Origin of the sequence: Paenibacillus lentimorbus NRRL B-30488 (genome assembly GCF_000411595.1) — a bacterium.
Lineage (GTDB): Bacteria > Bacillota > Bacilli > Bacillales > Bacillaceae > Bacillus > Bacillus velezensis.
Genome location: NZ_ANAT01000005.1, coordinates 393,555 through 413,944, shown reverse-complemented (window position 1 = coordinate 413,944; position 20,390 = coordinate 393,555). Strand labels below are relative to the sequence as shown.

General features: G+C 40.8%; 17 protein-coding genes and 7 pseudogenes. 11 read left to right on the top strand and 13 right to left on the bottom strand.

The window, feature by feature from the left end; genetic code table 11:
- The gene (locus D368_RS02960) at nucleotides 1–1,332 is read right to left on the bottom strand and encodes an MFS transporter (protein WP_004393001.1); all 1,332 of its coding nucleotides are present in this window, start codon (nucleotides 1,330–1,332) and stop codon (nucleotides 1–3) included.
- 214 nt (nucleotides 1,333–1,546) lie between these two features.
- Between D368_RS02960 and D368_RS02955 the strand changes: the two genes are divergently transcribed.
- Nucleotides 1,547–2,443 carry a CPBP family intramembrane glutamic endopeptidase gene (locus D368_RS02955; RefSeq protein ID WP_071392546.1) on the top strand — a complete coding sequence of 299 codons (897 nt, stop codon included), beginning with the start codon at nucleotides 1,547–1,549 and terminating at the stop codon, nucleotides 2,441–2,443.
- On the opposite strand, the gene D368_RS02950 is transcribed toward D368_RS02955, so the two are convergent.
- From D368_RS02950 to D368_RS02910, 8 genes and pseudogenes are all read right to left on the bottom strand, one after another.
- Nucleotides 2,440–4,509, bottom strand: coding sequence for a thioredoxin domain-containing protein (locus tag D368_RS02950; protein ID WP_128574542.1), 2,070 nt, complete (start codon nucleotides 4,507–4,509; stop codon nucleotides 2,440–2,442). The genes D368_RS02955 and D368_RS02950 overlap by 4 nt on opposite strands.
- A gap of 126 nt (nucleotides 4,510–4,635) precedes the next feature.
- Complete coding sequence (locus D368_RS02945; RefSeq protein ID WP_077723116.1) at nucleotides 4,636–5,244, bottom strand: transglutaminase-like domain-containing protein; 609 nt, start codon at nucleotides 5,242–5,244, stop codon at nucleotides 4,636–4,638.
- Between the two features lie 193 nt (nucleotides 5,245–5,437).
- Nucleotides 5,438–5,719, bottom strand: coding sequence for a hypothetical protein (locus D368_RS02940; protein ID WP_101562612.1), 282 nt, complete (start codon nucleotides 5,717–5,719; stop codon nucleotides 5,438–5,440).
- A 596-nt stretch (nucleotides 5,720–6,315) separates the two neighbouring features.
- A pseudogene (locus D368_RS02930) lies at nucleotides 6,316–6,740 on the bottom strand (EVE domain-containing protein).
- 5 nt (nucleotides 6,741–6,745) lie between these two features.
- Nucleotides 6,746–7,138, bottom strand: coding sequence for a rhodanese-like domain-containing protein (locus D368_RS02925; protein ID WP_071392543.1), 393 nt, complete (start codon nucleotides 7,136–7,138; stop codon nucleotides 6,746–6,748).
- Between the two features lie 20 nt (nucleotides 7,139–7,158).
- Nucleotides 7,159–7,578, bottom strand: coding sequence for a MarR family winged helix-turn-helix transcriptional regulator (locus D368_RS02920; protein ID WP_128574541.1), 420 nt, complete (start codon nucleotides 7,576–7,578; stop codon nucleotides 7,159–7,161).
- A gap of 249 nt (nucleotides 7,579–7,827) precedes the next feature.
- Nucleotides 7,828–8,805 (bottom strand): HD domain-containing protein, encoded by a 978-nt coding sequence (locus tag D368_RS02915; RefSeq protein ID WP_029973043.1) that lies wholly within the window; start codon nucleotides 8,803–8,805, stop codon nucleotides 7,828–7,830.
- 133 nt (nucleotides 8,806–8,938) lie between these two features.
- Nucleotides 8,939–9,820 (bottom strand): DMT family transporter, encoded by an 882-nt coding sequence (locus D368_RS02910; RefSeq protein WP_128574540.1) that lies wholly within the window; start codon nucleotides 9,818–9,820, stop codon nucleotides 8,939–8,941.
- Nucleotides 9,821–9,955: 135 nt separating this feature from the next.
- On the opposite strand from D368_RS02910, the pseudogene D368_RS02905 reads away from it, so the two are divergent.
- A pseudogene (locus D368_RS02905) lies at nucleotides 9,956–11,403 on the top strand (aminotransferase-like domain-containing protein).
- Between the two features lie 205 nt (nucleotides 11,404–11,608).
- Here D368_RS02905 and D368_RS02900 read toward each other — a convergent pair.
- The gene (locus tag D368_RS02900) at nucleotides 11,609–12,043 is read right to left on the bottom strand and encodes a GNAT family N-acetyltransferase (RefSeq protein WP_071392615.1); all 435 of its coding nucleotides are present in this window, start codon (nucleotides 12,041–12,043) and stop codon (nucleotides 11,609–11,611) included.
- A gap of 120 nt (nucleotides 12,044–12,163) precedes the next feature.
- Between D368_RS02900 and D368_RS02895 the strand changes: the two are divergent.
- From D368_RS02895 to D368_RS02875, 6 genes and pseudogenes are all read left to right on the top strand, one after another.
- Nucleotides 12,164–12,615 (top strand): annotated as a pseudogene (locus tag D368_RS02895) (MarR family winged helix-turn-helix transcriptional regulator).
- A 182-nt stretch (nucleotides 12,616–12,797) separates the two neighbouring features.
- A pseudogene (locus D368_RS02890) lies at nucleotides 12,798–13,405 on the top strand (YitT family protein); the annotation flags it as partial.
- A gap of 45 nt (nucleotides 13,406–13,450) precedes the next feature.
- The gene (locus tag D368_RS19865; RefSeq protein ID WP_486129205.1) at nucleotides 13,451–13,675 is read left to right on the top strand and encodes a DUF2179 domain-containing protein; all 225 of its coding nucleotides are present in this window, start codon (nucleotides 13,451–13,453) and stop codon (nucleotides 13,673–13,675) included.
- Nucleotides 13,676–13,813: 138 nt separating this feature from the next.
- On the top strand, nucleotides 13,814–14,248 hold the full coding sequence (locus D368_RS02885) for a MarR family transcriptional regulator (RefSeq protein ID WP_128574539.1): 435 nt from the start codon (nucleotides 13,814–13,816) through the stop codon (nucleotides 14,246–14,248).
- A 13-nt stretch (nucleotides 14,249–14,261) separates the two neighbouring features.
- On the top strand, nucleotides 14,262–14,900 hold the full coding sequence (locus D368_RS02880; protein WP_004393039.1) for a nitroreductase family protein: 639 nt from the start codon (nucleotides 14,262–14,264) through the stop codon (nucleotides 14,898–14,900).
- 30 nt (nucleotides 14,901–14,930) lie between these two features.
- Nucleotides 14,931–15,299, top strand: a complete 369-nt coding sequence (locus tag D368_RS02875; RefSeq protein WP_004393040.1) for a DUF1304 domain-containing protein — start codon at nucleotides 14,931–14,933, stop codon at nucleotides 15,297–15,299.
- Between the two features lie 180 nt (nucleotides 15,300–15,479).
- Here D368_RS02875 and D368_RS02870 read toward each other — a convergent pair.
- Nucleotides 15,480–15,602 (bottom strand): annotated as a pseudogene (locus tag D368_RS02870) (LysR family transcriptional regulator); the annotation flags it as partial.
- 226 nt (nucleotides 15,603–15,828) lie between these two features.
- On the opposite strand from D368_RS02870, the gene D368_RS02865 reads away from it, so the two are divergent.
- The 3 genes and pseudogenes from D368_RS02865 to D368_RS02860 all read left to right on the top strand — a co-directional run bounded on the left by D368_RS02865 (nucleotide 15,829) and on the right by D368_RS02860 (nucleotide 18,022).
- Nucleotides 15,829–16,683 (top strand): delta-aminolevulinic acid dehydratase, encoded by an 855-nt coding sequence (locus D368_RS02865; protein WP_486129202.1) that lies wholly within the window; start codon nucleotides 15,829–15,831, stop codon nucleotides 16,681–16,683.
- A gap of 14 nt (nucleotides 16,684–16,697) precedes the next feature.
- A complete protein-coding gene (locus D368_RS19860; protein ID WP_486129201.1) occupies nucleotides 16,698–16,970 on the top strand; it encodes a hypothetical protein in 273 nt (90 codons plus the stop codon).
- Nucleotides 16,971–17,072: 102 nt separating this feature from the next.
- Nucleotides 17,073–18,022: pseudogene (locus D368_RS02860) on the top strand (DMT family transporter).
- Between the two features lie 45 nt (nucleotides 18,023–18,067).
- On the opposite strand, the pseudogene D368_RS02855 reads toward D368_RS02860, so the two are convergent.
- Nucleotides 18,068–19,762: pseudogene (locus D368_RS02855) on the bottom strand (anthranilate synthase component I); the annotation flags it as partial.
- Between the two features lie 108 nt (nucleotides 19,763–19,870).
- Nucleotides 19,871–20,242, bottom strand: a complete 372-nt coding sequence (locus tag D368_RS19855; RefSeq protein ID WP_486129200.1) for a hypothetical protein — start codon at nucleotides 20,240–20,242, stop codon at nucleotides 19,871–19,873.
- Nucleotides 20,243–20,390 lie beyond the last annotated feature (148 nt).

Here is a 20,390-nt window from a genome sequence, read left to right as displayed (position 1 = left end):
TTAAATTTGCTGAGCATTAGTTTTCGGACCGAAGAGGATTAACAAAACGGAACATAGAAGCCAGCAGCCGCCGATGAACAAAAAGACGCTGATGTAGCCGAGCTTAACGGCAATAAATCCGACGAGCAGGGAACCGAATATATTGGAAAAACGGCCGAGCCCGTACGCCAGCCCGCTCCCGGCCGAGCGATATTCCGTAGGGTACGGCTCCGATGTATATGCGTATAAGTTTGAGGTGAAAACCCGTTCCGTGACGTTGACGACAAATCCAAACACAATAATCATGACGGGAATAAACGTCATGCCGTATAACAGTCCGGCAATGGCAGTCAGAAAAGCGCTTGCGGCCAGAATCCATTTCCTTTGGAACGTCTCGGATATCATGGAACCGAGCAATGCGCCAAGCGGTGCGCCGACAGAGTGAAGCACATTGTACCACAGCGTTTTTTCCATGGTGATGCCGTTGCTTTTCAGCAGGCTGGGCACCCATGAAGCAAAGCCGTAAAAGCCAAAGGTTTCAAGAATCCATACCGCTGACAGGATGATGGTGATCTTTAAATTCCTGCCCTGAAACAGCCCTAAGTAGCCCGCGTGCTTCACTGTATGTACTTCTGCCGCCTCTTTTGGCGCGGGAAGCGGGCCTTTTTCTTTCTCTATACGTGCTTCAAGACGGTTCATAATGGCGTTTGCCTGATCATATGCGCCCCGATTTTCGTGCCATCGCGGCGATTCCTCAAGCCGGCGGATAAAAAAGAAATAAATGAGACCGGCCGCCCCCCATACGAATACGAGCCGCCACCCCCATGAGCCTAAAGGAATGACAAAAGCGGAAACAACGTTTGTGACGGGAACGCCGATTAGTCCGATCATGGCGCAAAAGGAGATGTATTTTCCCCGTACGGATGATGGGAAAAATTCCGCCAAATAGCTGTTCGTCACAATCATGGCGGCCGCGACGCCGAGCCCGGTCAAGAAGCGAAAAATCATTAAGGACGGAATGTCCCATGCCAGCGCATTCAGAAAAGATGAGATCGAAAAGACAAGGACAAAACAATTCAGCGCTTTTTTCCTGCCGATCCGATCGGACAGCCTTCCGCCGATGGAGGCGCCTAAAAACATGCCCAGGAAGGATGCGGCCGTGATGTCGGCAATGACGGACAGCTTCACGCCCCAATGCTCAATCAGCGCCGGAGCCACGTTGCTGAGCGTAAACAGGTCAGCGAGATCGAAAAAATAGATGATTCCGAGAGCGGTTAATACTTGATAGTGCACACGCGAAATGGGGAGACGGTCTAATCGGTTCGCTACATTTGAGAATGTCTGATGTTTCATAAAAAACCCCCTGATTTAGCAGTTGTAATCAGAAAATACTGTAAATTTATCTGACGAATACATTATAAAGGTCTTTTTTTGGCAAAAACAGAGTGTAAATAACCAGAGCCAAAGGAAACGGCATAGCGCTTTCTTCTTAAAATATATAACATTTCCTATATCTGTTTCTGTTTATATTGTAAAATGTTGAAGGAAAGGAAGTTGATGCATAAATATGAATACATTTGTACGGCCCTCAGAGGGAAGAAATAGTGTATCGAGATATCTTCTTTCTCTGTTGCTCATTGTGGGTTTGTTCTTTTTCGGAAGCATGCTGACTGTGTTTTATATGTTTCTCACGTCCGCTTTCAATCCTTCACTGACGATAAATTGGGATGAGGCGGCATTAAGTGACCCGCTGGCGGATATTTATTTACAGCATATCGTCTATTTCATAGCGATTCCGGGCATTTGGATAGCGGTTCGTTTCATTATGAAGCGGCGGTTTATATCCATCATCACACCGAATCAGTCGCTGAACTGGAAGAGAATGTTCTTTGGATTCGGCACATATGTTGTGCTGATGTTTATCGCGGGGCTGATTGATTTTTCAATTCACCCGGATCGTTTCTCGCTTCAGGAATTCCATGCTTCACGTTTTCTGCTGCTGTTAGCGGCAGCCGTCTTGTTGGTTCCGATTCAAACCTCTGCGGAGGAATTTCTCTTTCGCGGTTTTCTGCTACAGTTCGCCGGAAAATTGACGGCAAACGCGGTGGTTCTGACGGTCATTATCGGCGGATTATTCGGCGCACTTCATTTCGGAAATCCGGAGATGGATAATGGGGCTCTATGGGCGGGAATCGGATATGTCACCATCGGCATGATCTGGACCTTTATCACGATTAAAACGGGCAGTCTGGAGATGTCCCTTGGCGGTCACGCTGCCAATAATATGTTTTTATTTATCTTTCTCACAGAGGATCATTCGGTGTACGGCGGCATTCCGTCGGTATTTACAACAGCAGCCGGGGGCTATGAAATATACGATTGCATATCGACTCTGGTGATCAATATCATCTTCGCATGGCTCGCATTCCGTTTTGTGAAAAAAGAAAAGCAGCAGGCCGCCTAGGCTCTGCTGCTGATTTGTAAGGTGTTCATCGCTTCATCAATATCCGTCGTCGGCCTCCGGCAGGCGAAATTCTCACAAATGTAGACCGTTGTCTTCCCATCGATCATTTGATAACCCGCGGCAAAGTCAGAAATGCCAGCAAGCTCATCCGGATGTTCTGCGGCGAGAATCGTATAGGCGGGAGTGAAATGCTCCTGAAGCGCCTCAATGAAACGTTTTCTGTCCGGGTCATCTTTCCTTCCGAACACAACGATTTCTTTTTGGGGCATTGTGTGTGCCAGTACGCTTTGCATGAAGAAAGCGTTGCTGCTCGGATAGGCCTCTATTTCCCGTTTGAACACGGAAAACATCACTTCGGCTTTTTCAATCAGTGATACATCACCCGTCAGGCGGCCGAGACGAAGCAGCTGTACGGCAGCCGCGCTGTTTCCGGAAGGCACGGCCCCGTCATAAACCTCTTTTTCCCTGACAAGAAGGGTCTCAGCATCATTCCCCGTAAAGAAGAAACCCCCGTGCCGTTCATCCCAGAACAGCTCCAGCATGCTTGTACATAACGTTTTCGCTTTCTGCAGATAAGACGGATGAAAACCCGCTTCATACAGTTCAAGATAAGCCCAGATGAGAAAAGCGTAATCATCGATAAACCCTTTGTTTTTCACTTCGCCCTCGCGATAGCGGACCATGACGCGCCCGTCCGGCATGAGGTGCCGTTCGAGAAAGCGGATGGCTGTTTCCGCCATGCTGAGATAGTCAGGCTCGTGAAATACCTTTGCGGCTTTTGCCAGCCCGGCAATCATGAGCGCGTTCCATGAGGTCAGCACTTTGTCATCTGTATGCGGATAGCTTCTGTTTTCACGGGCCTCCAGCAATTTTGTTCTTGCCTCTTCAAGACGTTCGGCCAGCTCACGTTCGGTGAGGCCGGTCTCTTCGAGGATAGCCTCACGCCGCGTGAAAATGAGGTGCGGGATGTTTTCGCCTTCAAAATTGCCTTGATCTGTGATGTTATACACCTTGCAATAAAGCGGGCCGAGTTCATCACCGAGAAGATTCATGATTTCTTTTTTGGACCATATGTAATATTTCCCCTCACGGCCTTCGGTATCAGCGTCTAAAGCTGAGAAAAAGCTGCCGTCTTCATGCATCATTTCCCGCTGAATAAACGTTACGATCTGCATCGCAATCTGTTTGTAGCGCTCATTACCCGTGACTTGATAGGCTTCCGTATATGCGGTCAGGAGAAGGGCGTTGTCATACAGCATTTTCTCAAAATGCGGCACGAGCCATTCATTATCAGTCGAGTAGCGGGCAAAGCCGAATCCGATATGGTCAAAAATTCCGCCGTTCGCCATGCCGTCGAGTGTCTTGGTTACGCCGGCCAAAGCCTGTTCCTTGCCCGTATAGCTGTAGTAGCGAAGCAGAAACATGAGCATATGCGGCATCGGAAATTTCGGAGCCTGGCCGAACCCGCCGTACACCGTATCAAACCCGCCGGCCAGCTGGCGATACGTGTCATGAACCGCCTGTTCGCCAAGCATGCCCTCAGCCGGGTGAATCTTGACTTCAAGATGAGCGGCGGCGTTTTCGGCGATATCCTCGACATGCTGCCGGTCATTCGCAAACGTTTCGGACAGATGTTCAAGCACATCGATAAAGCCCGGACGGTTAAATTTGCTCGTCTTCGGAAAATACGTCCCCGCATAAAATGGCTTCTGATCTGGTGTGACGAACACGTTCAGCGGCCACCCGCCCTGCCCCGTCATCAGCTGGCAGATTCTCATATACACGGAATCCACATCAGGGCGCTCCTCACGATCAACCTTGATGGCTATGAATTTATCGTTTAACATACCGGCGATCTCTTCGTCCTCAAAGGACTCGTGAGCCATTACGTGACACCAATGACACGTCGAATAGCCGATGCTGACAAGAACCGGCTTGTTTAAGCGTTTCGCTTTTTCGAAGGCTTCTTCTCCCCAAGGGTGCCAGTTTACGGGGTTGTGGGCGTGTTGGAGCAGATAGGGGGACTTCTCCGTGATTAAACTGTTGGGTTTACTATTGTTTGGCATGGGCTCACCTCTTTCATAAAACAAATGATCATTTCGAATTTATTTTTCCATAATTTAATGTATTTTATTCTTTTATGATTTCGTGAAAGGCTTCATTAAGTATAGAAGAGGAATTCTTATAAACAATTATATCCTTTCGGGTAAATGATGTTTATACATCTCGATAGCATTTTTGTGTTCTTTTAAAACTGCAATTGTTTTTGGATGTGGTCTTATATAAATCAAAGGATAGTCGATTTCATCAAATTCTTGTCGAATTGGGAATGCTAATCTCTCTTTATCAAGTGAAAATTGAGCGTCAATTCCTATTTTATTACCGCGAGAATCTAATCGAATCCATTTTTTAAGTGAATGAAAAAATACAGCATTTAATGCGTGAATACAATATCCCTTATCTGGCGTATTAAACAACATTAAACGCTGATAACAAAAGCCTGTCGGTATTCCTTCTGAGCGCAATAGGGCAGCTAATAGGTTTGACTTTGCATAGCAAATTCCCTCTTTAAAGGTTAATACTTCTGAAGCATTACAAGTTACTCGCTTTGATTGAATATCCCAAGTATGGGAAATTTCATCTCGAACAAATTCATAGGCTATTTTTACTTTTTCTATTTCTGTCTGCAAAGGATTGAAAAGTTCATTTGCAAGTGCACAAATAATAGGATTAGAATAATCAACTTCATTTAATTCAAGTAAATAATCATCAAAGTTTTTAGATTCACATGTCAAATTCATTTCTTCACTCCCCTCCCCACATTTTAACGAATGATACTACAGTATAGAACATGATTGGAAATATATTAAGAAGAAAATAAGAGATTACTTAAAAGCATAGTTTGAATATTTATAAAGTGTATATGAACAGGTGTAACACAAATTATGATTAGTTCTCTGCCTTAAAAATATGTAATGGCACCAATTTTTGGTCTTAACCACACTGAATGTTAGGTTCTCTTAGAGCCTTCACAAAAAATGAATTAGTTAAATCAGGAAAATTTGAAAGACCCAAGACATTGTTTATAAATAAGATAATGGCAAAAACAGCTATCACTATAATCATTATCATGTTTTTAAATGGTTCTTTAACGCGCACCATTGCCAAAGTTCCGACTATAGCAAAAATTACAATCAGAAGTGAACCGAATGCAATCCAGCTTGTATCCCAATAACCGATAATTAAAGCTGCTAATTCATAGACACCTGTGAACACACGAAACCATTGTGGTAGTCTCAGTATATTAAATTCTTCGATAGCCGTTTATCGCCTGTCAATTTTCTGAAACTTGTCATAAGAAACATAAATATAGAGAACGTTTGCATAACAATCATGACAATATGCATATTTAACATCTCCTTGTGATCATTAATAGATATTAGAATAGTATTATGATTTACAATGATATCCCTTACGCTGGAATCCGTGCGTACGAGACCTGCTAAGAGGGCAAAAATCAAATTATGCCCATAAGTTTGCACTTACTAGTACCGTAGGGTATATGCGGCTCCAATACGAAGCTTGTAATATCCCCCATTCAATTAAATACATCTGTCGTACTGTCATCGCTTATTCTTTCTCGCCCTCTGCTGCCTGTCACTGATAGATAAAAAATTTTACTTATGTCCTAATGTCCGGTTATTCTAAGAGTCATGCCACCAAGTGCATGTCAGGAATTCAATCTATAGAGATTGAATCTTTTCTTCATGTGATAAATGGTTAATTTTAAAACTTGTTGAACCGGAATGCAAAGAGTGACAAGTCAAAGATATATAAGAAAGTTTTAAGGAGATTAGAATTTTCTAATCTCCTTAAGCATCGACCATTTTTTTTGCAATTAGCTTAAAATCTTTTTCACTTATTTCAAAATGTCCAAATCGAAAAGAATACCCCCAACGCTGCTCGTCTTTAATGAAAGAAAGCTTTGGGATTAATGGGCGAATCGGTGTTTCTGTGCAATAAATAAAACTTATTTTTCTCCGAAAAGGTTTGAAGTCATTTCCCATTTCAAACTGAAAAATATTATTATCTACAACTTTACCTAAAGCAGTAAATTTTTGATGTGGAGTACTTTCCTTAAAATGTACCTTTGGAGAGTAATAAATGATCCAATCACCTTTATTCATCTTTTTAAAGGTGCCTCTTTGCCATGACAAAGCTGAGCAAACCCGCCTTGGATTGCTTTCATTACATGGTCTCGAGAAGCAACCCCAATCCAGTATCTTTCATTTCCCACTAAATTCAACACCCGCAATTATCCGGTATGTTCTTGTCTTGAACTGGGTTTGTGATAGGAAAGTTCATTTCTTTCCATGCTGCAATACCCCCGGTCAGCTCTTTCACTTTGTATTCATGTTCTAATAAAAACTTTGCAACTTTGGCAGCTGTATTGCACCAGACATCCCAACAGTAAACAATAATTTCTTTTTCTTGCGGAATTTCGTTTAAACGAGATTGCAGTTCTTGTTCAGGAATAACATGAGCATCTTCAATGGTTACATTTCTTACATGAATTGGACCGTTTCTCACATCGATTAAGTAGTATTTCTCAGGATTCATTTGCTTCGCTTTCAAATAATCCATAGGGCTTATCGTTGCGTCGAGGCGTGCGTTAAAATAATCGAGAGCTTGCATATTGTAAAACCTCCTGTTTTTTAGAGTGATCTCCAGATTTTAATAAGAGAATTTTTAAGTAATTGTCTTTCTTGCTGGTTTAATGGAGCTAATACTTCTAATTCTGTATCCATTAAAAACTCCCAGCGTGAATCCAATACATCGTTACCTTTTTCGGTAATCTTAAGGCTGTAGGATCTTCTGTCATTAAGATTCTTTGTTCTCTCAACGAATCCCAAAGTTTCCAAATGATCGATATGACTCACCATCGTTGTCCGATCGATTTGAAGATTTTCAGAAATCTCTTTTTGTGATGAGTAAGGATTTTCTTTGATAAATAAAAGAACTCCGTATTGTCTTGCATTAATCTCGTATGGGATAAGCCCTTCGGCAAATTTTCTTTCCATGCGCTGAAGAACTTTTCCGAGTAAAAAACCATAGGATTGATTCCATTTCTCCAAATAAATTCACCTCTAATGATAATCACTTAACAATATAATCAGTATAACTGATTAATATTCAGGAAACAAGGTTAAAGTTTTATGTTTGGTAAGGTATGTCTAACTTGAAAACGGAATAGCCGATGCTGATAAGAGCCGGCTTGTTTTCGCGTTTTATTTTGCATTAACGATCAACTATTCCCTACATCTGCCCAATGATTGCTTTGTCAAACTGTATTGTTTTTTTATCAAGCAGGCTCAAGAGGTAAATCAGTTTGAAATTATTTTTACATACATCCCTTCCTCAGCTTTTTTCTTAGCATTTTCGTTCATCGTTTTGATTTCATTTGATAATGCAGAGGAAGCGATAAGTTTGTCATCATAGAATACAGACGGATCAATAAGCCTCAATTTATTCTTACGATGCAAATGATAATCAGCCTTATCTTCTTTAACAATGACTCTTCGATGTAAGCGGCTTACAAGATTTTTCACATCTATATCCCCGGAAGAACGCAAGATGTTCATTACTTCTTCATCTGTTCCGAGCAGTGTGTTTATGTTAATGATTTCTTTATCCAAGGCGGTTTTTAAAGTCTTAGCCAAATAATCATAACCGTAAATATTAAGAGGGTTCATAAAGAAATCAATAACTTCTTTATAATAAGTTCTTACAAACCATTCAGCAGTTTTTATATTTTTTAAGTATATTTTTCCTTCTTTAATTATTAGATGATCTAAGAAATGATCAACTTCCTCCATTGTGATGTTTTCGTACTGATACATATCTCTTAAGGTATAATCGATTCTGTCAGCGCATAACTCAGGAGCTGGCTGTTCGAGCAAATTCCAATTAGAGGTGTCTAATAGAATGTCCTTGTAATTTAATCCATATGTACTGAGAATATGGGGGATTTCTGAATCAGTTATGATTTGATGATAAATGTTTTCGTGATAATCCTCATTTTTATTGTTAAACACAAAATCAATAACGTGTGAAAATGCAGTATGAGATACATCGTGAAGTAAACCTGCGATTTGTTCTTCTAAAGAACCGCCAAGCTTTTTTATGAGGAGCATTACGCCTATGGAATGTTCATACCTCGTGACATTCCACTTTTGATTCACAACATAACTTGCTCCTCCTTGGTAAACCCCTTTTAGTCTTTGTACTGGATGACTGAAAATAAGCTCTTCAAGAATTCCATCTATTTCATCATCGCCATAAATACTATCTGTTATCTTCATTTTCCTTACACCCCTTTGATGCGCTAATTGCAGAAACTGAAAGTCAAGCATGGCAAAGAAGTGCAACCTATCGCATCATGGATTTTCTTCCCTTTAATATTGATATACTTAACATATCACAATTCTGAAAAATTCATTTGAGCCTAATTTTATTTGCTTTCAGATAAGTGAAACACACCCCGGCGACTGTAACCATCCCGCCTGTCAGTGCAATAAACGCAGGTACCTCACCTAACCACACCCAAGAAATGACCAAGGTTATAGCGGGTGTTAGGTAAAGTGAAATGGCTGCTTCTGAAGCACCGACGAGTGAAGTGACGTATGCAAGTGCAAAGTAAGGCACAACCGTTGGTAATAAGCCTAAGTAAACGATAGACAATGTGGAATTCATAGATGCGTGAACAACTTCTCCCCATAATCCAGGAAGAAACATCAGCATAGGCAATGTTGCACCCCAAATGGTGAATGTCACAAATGGAATAAAACCATATTTTTTTATATAGCGGGCTTGAAAAACGAAATAAATACTCTCCGAAAAAGCTGCCAGCAGGATTAACAAAATGCCGTTCACTGAATTTGTATAGTTTCCTGCCCCGAAAGAAATGATCGACACACCCAATAAACTTATGATAGAGCCAATCCATTTATAAAGCCCAAAATGTTCACCAAAAAACAGACGAGATAACATTGCAGAAAAAATAGGTGTCATGGTCACGAGTAAGCTCGCAACTCCAGCGCTGACTGTTTTTTCTCCGATATTCAGCAAAATGTGATATAGTGCAAAACCTAAAAATCCTAAAGAGAAAATAACAGGGATATCTTTCATGTCAGGTAAACGCATATGAGTCAAAACAGCAAAAACCACCAATGCCATTGACCCAATCAACAAGCGAAACAAAGCGAGGTGTTCCGGCGTGTAACTCTCAAGACCCGCGCGAATTCCCGGGAAAGCTGATGCCCACAACCCAATCATCAGACTGTAAGATATGCCGATTCGAACTGTTTTCTTTCTCATCTTTCTCACTCCTCTTTACAAAAACCAACCAGTTATTTAATGTTTTTCTATATTAATAAAGATTTGATGAGATGACTTCAACCAGTTAAATAGATTTTGACCCAACCACTTTAGTTTTTAAGGAGGATCCTTTTTATGAGCGCTCCAGAAGAAAAAAAGATGAGAAAGCTTCCTAAGTACATACAAATCATTCAATTTATAAAAGAGAAAATAGGAAATGGAGAATGGCCGATCGGAAGTAAGATTCCAAGCCAGCGCACGCTTGCCAAACACTTTGAGGTGAACAGGAGCACAGTCATTACAGCCTTAGAGGAATTGATGGCGGATGGATTAATCGAAGGCAGAATGGGCAAAGGGACAGTTGTTACGAACAATACATGGACACTTTTGGCTAAGAATTCCGCCCCCGATTGGGATCAGTATGTAACCTCCGGAATTCAGCAGCCAAGCCAAAAAATCGTTCAAGAGATCAATAAATCAGAATCAAAAACTGATCTTATACAGCTCAGTAAAGGAGAACTTTCACATGAGATTTTTCCTTTAGCTGTTATGAAAGAGATCATGGGAAAGGTATCTCAAAACATAGAGGCATTCGGATATGAGGAACCAAAAGGATATTTGCCTTTGAGAGAGGCATTAAGCGGCTATTTAAGAACAATCGGCATTCAAGCTTCTCCTTCTTCCATTCTTATTGTTTCTGGCGCGCTGCAAGCCTTACAGCTTATATCAATGGGGCTTTTACAAAGAGGATCGACCGTATTTCTCGATCAGCCTTCCTATCTTTATTCATTACACGTATTTCAATCAGCCGGTATGAAGCTGACTGGAGTTCCTATGGATCATAATGGACTTTTGCCGGAACATATCCGCATGGCAAGGGGGGAACGGGGAGGGCTATCTTATATACAAATCCTTGTTTTCATAACCCGACAGGTATTTTAATGTCAAAAAAGAGACGAGAAGAAATCCTTGCGGCAAGTGAGAATGCACAGCTTCCCATTATTGAAGATGACATTTATCGTGAGTTATGGATCGATGAGATTCCTCCAGATCCTATTAAAACAATTGATAAAAATGGGCATGTACTTTACATAGGCAGCTTATCGAAAACATTAAGTCCGGGCTTGAGGATTGGATGGATCGTCGGGCCGGAACCAGTGATTGAACGTTTATCCGACATAAAAATGCAAACAGATTACGGCTCCAGTTCGTTATCCCAGAGAGTAGCGGCTGAGTGGTTTATATCCGGTGAATACCAGCAGCATCTAGAACAGGTGAGAAGTCAATTAAAGGTGAGAAGACAATTGGTCATGAGTCTTTTAGAAACCAATTTGAAAAATGTCGCTGCATGGAATATCCCAAAGGGAGGATTCTTTGTCTGGGTAAAAATATTGCCTTCCATATCCATGAAATTACTTTATACCAAAGCCTTATCAAAAGGGATTCTGCTCAATCTCGGCAGTATCTATGCTGAGGAAAAAGGGAATTATATTCGCTTATCATATGCTTATGCATCTCTTGAAGACCTTCAAAAGGGAATTTATGAATTGGGTTTGATGATTAAGGAATTGGCAAGCAGATAAATTTAAAAGACAGCGGCATACCGGAATTCAAACTGCATGGTTCGTTTTAAACTTGGCGAATCGGGATGCAGTGAGTGACAAGGCAGGGATAGATAAGAAAGTTAAAGGAGGTCAGAATATTCTAATCTCCTTTAACTTCGGTCAATCTTGCATCCTTAATATACTAAAGATTAAAAAGGAAGAAGTCCGGCCGTTTGTTATTCGGTTAAGCCAGCTCTTTTGTCATTAAGACATGCGGGATGCCGTCTTCCATAAATTCCGGTGAATCTGTCTGATAGCCCAGTTTGTGATAAAAGCCTTCCGCATGTGTTTGTCCATGCAGTTTACATTGGGTGATGCCTTTTTCTTTTACCATGTTTTCTAATTCGCTTATGATTACTTTGCCCAACCCGTATTTGCGGTAAGGTTTCAGGATGCAGATTCGTTCGAGCTTGCCTGTATGGTTTACGATGCGGACCCGTCCTGTGCCGGCAGGCTGATTTTCATGATAAACCAAGACATGCCCGCACTGTTCCTCAAGCGTATCGAACTGATCAAATTCATCGGATTCAGGTACTTGCTGTTCCTCAATGAATACTGCTTTTCTAATCTCGAGCGCTGCTTGTAAATCAATTTCCGTTGTTATTCTTTTTACCCTCATCATTAACCAATCCTTTTCACATATTAGTCTGGACTGCACGGCTTGCTTGTGGTCTTATAGAAGTAGCGATAAAACAATTATATTGTAAATGCAACAAAAATACGAAGGGTTTGAAAAGATATGACTGATATTTTGCGGGAAATCGGCATGATCGCACGGGCATTGGATTCCATCAGCAATATAGAATTTAAAGAATTAGACTTAACAAAGGGGCAGTATCTCTATCTTGTGCGTATATGTGAAAACCCGGGAGTGATACAGGAAAAACTGGCGGAAATGATTAAAGTTGACCGGACAACAGCGGCGAGAGCGATCAAGAAACTGGAAATACAAGGATTTGTTGAAAAGCGTCCTGATGATCAAAATAAAAAATAAAAAAACTGTTCCCGACCGAAAAAGGGAGAAAGGTTTATCCGTTATTGCAAAGAGAAGGAGAGCACTCTGCGGAAGTAGCCCTGTCCGGCTTTACGTCTGAGGAAAAAGAAACCATTTTCAGCCTTCTTCAGCGGGTGAGAAAAAATATAGAGCATGATTGGGAATATGTGAAGAAGGGAAACAAAAGGGACTATTAATGGATGATAATCCCTTTTACTGAATAATTGCGTTGTGAATGATTAAAGTCATAAATGGATACGTTATCTGTGAAATCTCCTTCCTCGGTTCCTGCTTCAACTAGCCGATAGGCTTATTTTTAACGAAAAGTATCAATTATGGTATATTTAAATAAGACAAAATAATTGAAGCGGGGAATGATATGAGTACAATCGAAAAACAAAGACGTAAGAAATTCAGAGCGAAATCAATCGTACGGGCCATCATGGTCATCATCGGCGGAATTATTGCCGCGTATGGACTGGAAACCGTACTGATTCCGAATAGTGTATCTGACGGCGGTGTAACCGGACTCAGCATTGTCGGTTCACAGCTCTTTCATTTGCCTCTTGGGATCTTGATTGCGGTGATCAATATACCGTTTGTCTGGTTAGGATATAAGCAAATCGGGAAAGGTTTTGCGTTTCTATCAATTATCGGTATTGTCTCACTTGCCGCGGGCACGAGTTTTTTCCACCACACGCCGGCTATCATTGAGGGAGATACCCTGTTAATCACCGTTGTCGGCGGGATTATTCTCGGCTTGGGAATGGGATTGGCATTGCGCAACGGCGGCGCCTTAGATGGTATTGATATGCTGGCTGTGCTGCTGTCACGGAAACTGCCGTTTGGCACGAGTGATCTCATTTTATTTTTAAACATTTTTGTGTTTATTTTGTTTCTTTTGTATTCGGGCTGCAAGGCGCATTGCTTTCCGTCATTGCTTACTACATCGCATCCAAGGTGATCCATGTGGTTGAGGAAGGCTTAAGCGGTTCTAAAACATTTCAGATTATCACCAACGAGCCTGCATTAATGGTAGAGACCATTCGTGAAGAATTGGGCCGGAGCGCTACGTATAAAGAAGCATACGGCGGTTTTTCTCATGAAAAATTCAAAGAAATCACATGTGTCATCAACCGTTTGGAAGAAACCAAACTGAAGGAAATTATTAATGACATTGATAATCAAGCCTTTGTGACGGTATATGATGTCGCTGAAGTAAAAGGCAGTAATTTCAGAAAAATCCATAATCATTAAGAAGCGAGCTGCCGTTCACCGGCAGCTTTTTTTAAAAAAAGAGAAAACACTTGCAAAAAAAGAATAACGGATGTATATTATTGATATATCAAACATTGACTAGTCAATTAATTGCGCAAAAGAAAGTAGGGATGGGTTTTGACAGCATGTTGTTCAGAGGAAGGCGAGATTTTGTATCAGCTCCAATCACTGCACAAAGTGATCGGCACGAAGTTTGAAGCGTGCACCGGAATCAGCCAATCCCGCCTTGAGCTTCTCGCCGTGCTTTTTTACGTCGATGAGATCAGCCAAAGCGATCTTCAGAAAAAGGTGAATATTGATGGCGCAGCCGTGACAAGACACTTGAAACAGCTTGAAGCCAAAGAAATGGTCACAAGAAGGCGGAAGCCCGAGGACAACCGAATTATACTTGTCCGGCTTACTGATCAGGGGCGGGCGAGAATTGAGGCTTCCAAAAAAGAGAAAGAGCGTTTCATAAAGGAAATGCTTGCCGGTGTCAGCGAGGAAGAACGCAATATGTTAAAAAACGTATTGTCGCAGATGCAGAATAATATAGAAAATATGAAAGCATAGGAGTGTATTACACATGAAAACAGAACTGAAAACAAACGACTTTATGGACATTATGAAAGGGCGCCGTTCCATTCGGAATTACGATCCGGCCGTAAAAATCAGCAAAGAAGAAATGACTCAAATTCTTGAAGAAGCAACGACAGCGCCGTCTTCAGTCAACGCGCAGCCGTGGCGTTTCCTCGTCATTGACAGCCCTGAAGGAAAAGAAAAACTCGCGCCGCTTGCCAGCTTTAACCAAACACAAGTCAGCACATCATCTGCGGTGATCGCGGTTTTCGCAGATATGAACAGTGATGACTATTTAGAAGAAATTTATTCAAAAGCAGTCGAACTGGGCTACATGCCGCAGGAAGTAAAAGACAGACAAATCGCTGCTTTGACGGCGCATTTTGAAAAACTGCCGGAGCAAGTGAACCGTGAAACGATTCTGATCGACGGAGGTCTCGTTTCCATGCAGCTGATGCTTACAGCACGTGCGCACGGCTATGATACAAACCCGATCGGCGGCTATGATAAAGAAAAGATTGCCGAGGTTTTCGGAATGGATAAAGAGCGTTATGTACCGGTCATGCTGTTATCAATCGGAAAAGCGGCAGACGAAGGATATGCTTCCTACCGTCTTCCTATCGAAACAATCGCACAATGGAAATAAGGTTGAAGTGAAGCTGAGAGGAGAGGGACAGTGGACATAATTGCGGCTGTTTTCGTCGGAATTGTAGCTTTAGAACATATATTTATCATGATACTTGAAATGTTTTTTATCAATTCGAAGGCTGCCAAGCGGTCTTTCAAATTGCCGAAGCATTTAGAAGGTGATCGGAATGTGGCGGTCATGTTTGCAAATCAAGGTCTGTATAATGGATTTCTGGCTGCCGGCCTCATTTGGGGACTGATCCTCGGAGCTGATCCGATTGGCCATATGATTCAAATGTTTTTCGTTATTTGTGTGGTCATCGCGGCCATTTTCGGAGGCTTTACTTCAAACAAATCAATTATCGTAAAACAAGGACTTCCGGCTGTTTTAGCGCTTATTTTTCTTTTATTGGCGTAGCAGACGGAGTGAGGGCTTCCGGAAAGGAAGCCCTCTTTTTTTATTCTGTTTTGAAAATCAGTTTCGGCCGCCGCGGCTTTTGTATCCCTTGTTCTTAGTCATTTGATGTTAAATGATGTTTAGTTTAGTTTGAAAGCCGATGCTTGCGCGCATCGGTTTTTTTCGTCAAGACGGCATTGTTCAGCCGAAATGTTCAATCACACGCTGTTTGAACGTTTCAGCAACAGGGGATAAAAATCTGCCTTTTATCCAGGCGATGCCGATCACGCGCTGGCATTTTGGCCAGCTGATGCGTATTTTGCTATGACGCGGATTTCTTTATTTCATTGAAGCCCGGAAGCTCTTTAAGCAGCATGAGTATTTGCTGATTTGCCTGAAAACAATAATGCTACTGACTAAATGCTCTTAGGGAATACCTTATACCCAAAAGGGACTTGCACCAATAAAATTCATACCATTCATCGGTTATTATTTTTTCGAATAATTCTATAATTTGTTTTACCAAATACGTAGAGAGGGTGCTTTAACCATGATAGAATTATTTGAACACTCGGAATTTGATAAATGGGATCAAAGGAGAACATCGAGAAGATTGACTCATGATTTTGAGGTTGAGGTAAGTGCGGATAAATTATCACAACCGATTGATGTTGATGTTTATTTACAGGGCGACACCACCAGGGAAATGAAAAATATGGATGATTATCCTTATCGTTCTGTTGAAAATTCAATTGAATTTATAAAAGAGGTAAGATCTCATGGGATTTATTCGATAACTCTCCGTCTTGTCGGAAAGCCCTCTGATAACTGCTGGGATATATATGATGTCTTAAAGGACCATGTTGATGCGTTTAAGACAATACGAGCACGTTATCCTAAGGGGACTCTCCATATCACAGTGGATCCATTCAGTATTGGATTAAATAAGGACGGAACATGGGGGATTAAACACAGTTCCGGTCAATTAGATTACCTGCAGACCATTGAATTAATTTCTAATATTACTATGAGTTTCAGTCAAGCAGGAACTGACTCTATTTTAACTTTGGGAAGAATTGAAGGTGAGGTCGAAGTAACAAAAAGAGTATTAGAGAAAGTTGGTGCAGACACCACAATCACCTCGTTTTCACAAAATACAGAAACAAAAAATGCTTATATGTATTTAGAAAACACACCAGCACGCTTGGACACGGGTCAAAAAATTTTAGTTGGAAACATCACAGAGATGAACTTACATACGCTTATTGATATTTATGAAGGGACAAACACAGTTATTATAAAACCTATCGAGAATTTTCATTTAATCACATTTACCTCTTTATTTTTGAAAGATAAATATAAAATCATAGATTTTCTAACCGCTGAAAAAGTAAAAAAGCACTAAGTAGTCATCCTTCTATGAGAGAGAAAGTTTTAGACATTCTTTTTAATATTGATGATTTTTTTGCAAAGTGTAAGAAAGTCAAAATAGGTGGTTACACTGTTTCAGGTACCTATTATTTACAAAAAAACTTTGAAAATGAGAAAGGAAAGTATTTTTCATTTGGCGTTATTGATGAATTGTTAAAAAATGCTGTTTCTGCTTCAGACTCCAGTATTTCTAAAATTATTGATAGAAATGCATTATGGTATATAAAACAAAAAGGGAAACTGCTTACAGAATTGAAATAAATAATATTAAATTAAATGTATGATAAAAAGAATAACCTTGAGCACCTTGCGCTATGAGCCAGGGTGTTTCATTTCTTTCATACTAAGGAAAGGTGTAAATCTATGAGCAAAATCGAAGTGAATACTCCGCCAAAACTAAACCATCCGTTTCTCGCCGGAATGTTGTTTATGATTGTTGGTACGCTGTGTTTTGCCTCAAAGTCGATCTTTATTAAGTGGGCTTACTCATTCGGAGCCACTCCGGAGTCAACGCTATTTTTCAGGCAAGTGATTGCAACCCCTCTTTTTTGCATCATTTTTTTTATATATCGTGCAAAATTATCTGAAAAACCGGCAAAGGCTGATATAGTCAGAGCAGGAATCACGGGTTTGCTCGTTTTTTTCTATCTCCGTTGTTGGACTTTATCGGGCTGCATTATGTTTCAGCTATTGTAGAAAGGATGCTCGTTATGAGTTATCCAATTTTTGTCATGATTATCTCGTTTTTTGGAAAAATGGAGAAAATCACCGCTGCAGACATCATTTCTGTCGTTGTGGTCAGCATAGGAATCTTTTTTTCCATTGGCGGCTGGAATCTGCACGAATTGAGTGCGAATATATTTGGCGCTTTTCTCGTTCTTCTGTCGTCCGCGGTTTACGGACTTTATTTGGTCTTATCCGGTCAGCTTGTTCGCAAAGTAGGCAGTATCCGTATGAATGCATATGGGATGTCCTTAGCAAGCATTGCCATGGTGCTTTTTTTAATCGCAAGAAAGGGCTTTGGCTATCAGACAGAGCTATGGTCGTTTCAGCCAACCGTATATTTCCTTTTTTTAATCATTGCTGTATTTACAACAGTCGTTCCTTTTTTATTTATGCTGGAAGGTATCAAACGGATTGGGGCAGTGAGAGGGTCTTTGATTTCAATGATGGGCCCGATCATCACAATCATCTTTGGCGCCTTTTTCTTGGGTGAGCGCTTAACATGGATACAGTGGATAGGCTGTTTCATTGTCCTAAGCATGATTACTTTTTCGGAAGGCAGGAAGATCAAATTAAAAATGAAAACCTGACATGTGAAAGCCTCCCGTGAGTGTTTAGGGAGGCTTTCACTGTATTTATTTCATATAATGAATAATATTTTTAATAATTGTTAAGCCAACCTGATGCTGCGCTGACATGATCGATTCGGGATGAAATTGAATAGCTGCGATAGGAAGATTCCTATGTTCAACTGCCATCACAATGCCCTCATCTGAGATCGCTGTAACCCGAAGGTCTTCAGATACGGACTGTGCAAAAATGGAATGATAAAGGCCTGCCTCAAATTGGCAAGGCACGTCTTCGAATAATTTGGAGTTTCCGGTCAGATGTACCAGATGCTTCCTACCGTGTCTCGGTTCATCTAAAATACCGAGTGATCCCCCAAAGTATTCAACAATCGCTTGAAGTCCTAAACAGACACCGATAATTGGGATTTGTTTGCTTATACATAAATAAATGGTTTCATTCATCATAAATTCTGAGGGAAGCCCTGGACCAGGGGAGAGAAAGACTAAATCAAAGTTTTCTTCTTTTAAGATTTTACGAGCATAGCTGTGTCGCATCGTGACCACATCAGCTCCGAACTGCCTTAAATAATTCGCCAGTGTATGAACAAATGAATCCTCATGATCAACCAGAAGAATACTTTTTGAGGAAAGGACTTTGTTTTCCTGACACTCTTCTTCTCCAGCTCTCCTCATAACTCCTCTAATCGCACTCTTGAGAGCCTGTGCTTTTAATTGCGTTTCTTTTTCCTCTTCATCTGGAATAGAATCGTATAATAAAGTGGCACCCACTCTGATTTCCGCCTGATTTTCCTGCATATATATTGTTCTAAGTGTAAGACCGGTATTAATATCGCCATTAAAAGAAATATGTCCGACTGCCCCCCCATACCATTTTCGGGGTGTCTCCTCATGTTGTTCAATCCATTTAACAGCTGACCTTTTAGGAGCTCCTGTAATTGTTACCGCCCACATATGCGTGATAAAGGCATCCAGAGAATCAAAATCCGGTTTTAACTGCCCTTCTATATGATCCACTGTATGAATCAAATGTGAATAGATTTCAGGCTGTCTTCTGCCAATCACCTTGACCGTCCCAGGAACACAAATTCTCGATTTGTCATTCCGGTCAACATCAGTACACATCGTTAGCTCAGATTCATCTTTGTTTGAATTCAACAGCTTAAGGATTTGCTCTGCATCTTCTAACGCATTCTCGCCACGCTTTATTGTACCTGAAATCGGGCAGGTTTCTACCCTTCTTCCTTCTACCCGGACATACATTTCGGGGGATGATCCGACTAAGTATTCCCCGCCTAAATTAATGATGAATCCATAAGGGCTCGGATTCAAATGTTGCAGCCTAAGAAAAACATCTGACGGATTATCAGTATACTTTTCATAAAAGCAGTGCGTCGGAACAACTTCGAATAAATCACCCTTTATAAAAGATTGTGCGGCAGTGCGGACCAAATCCGCATATTTTCCTTTCACATACGCTTTCGGCTGGATTTTTACAGCGGGATGTTCATCTTGAAAATATAACTGATCACGTACCAGCGAATTTGTATCATATGATTTATATGAAAATTCATATTGCAGTTGATATGCTGTGGACAGTCTGTGATCGACTATTAAAATTTCGTCAGGTATATAGAGCAGCAGATCGTTTTGATTTTCATTTCGTTTATGTTTTAATTCTGTAGGTTCAAATTGAAAAATCAGATCATAGCCAAACGCTCCATAAAACCCGAGGAATGAATCCTCCGGGGAAAAACAAACTCATTATATATTTTATTAAAGTAAAAATGGATGGCTGTTTACTTCTGTTTTCCTCAGAAAAAATTCCTTGCGGACCAATAATTTTCCCCTTCAATTCGGTATTTTTTCTACAGAGATGTCATAGATTTCTTCAAAATCTGAAAGATGATCGTTTATATATTGTAAGAGCAATTTCCCTCGGTTATTTAAGGCGCGTAATTTAAATGAATCCTTGAACGACCGCAACTCAATTGGCGGATTAACAAACCCCATGTCCCAGCGTGAATAGCGGCCCGGATACTCATAACCGCTTGAAAATAAAGCGCCTTTTTGTGTGTCAACACCTTTTACAATTGTATCAACATGTTCGGCTGCTGTTGCACGATTAAGCAATTTCTGAGTCCGAGTGATGACTAACCCATTTTTTGTGTAATATTGCTTACTTCCATTCTTCAACAACGGGAAGTCTTTAAGAATACTCATGTATGGTTCCTCCTTAATTTACAGGAGAAAACTGAGTTAAACAGTATAAGATTTTTCTACTTTCCTCAGCTATCCTGTCTCAACTAATCTAAACTTTGCTAATCTGTATCTTATTTTATATAACATGATTGAATATTGCAAATTAACT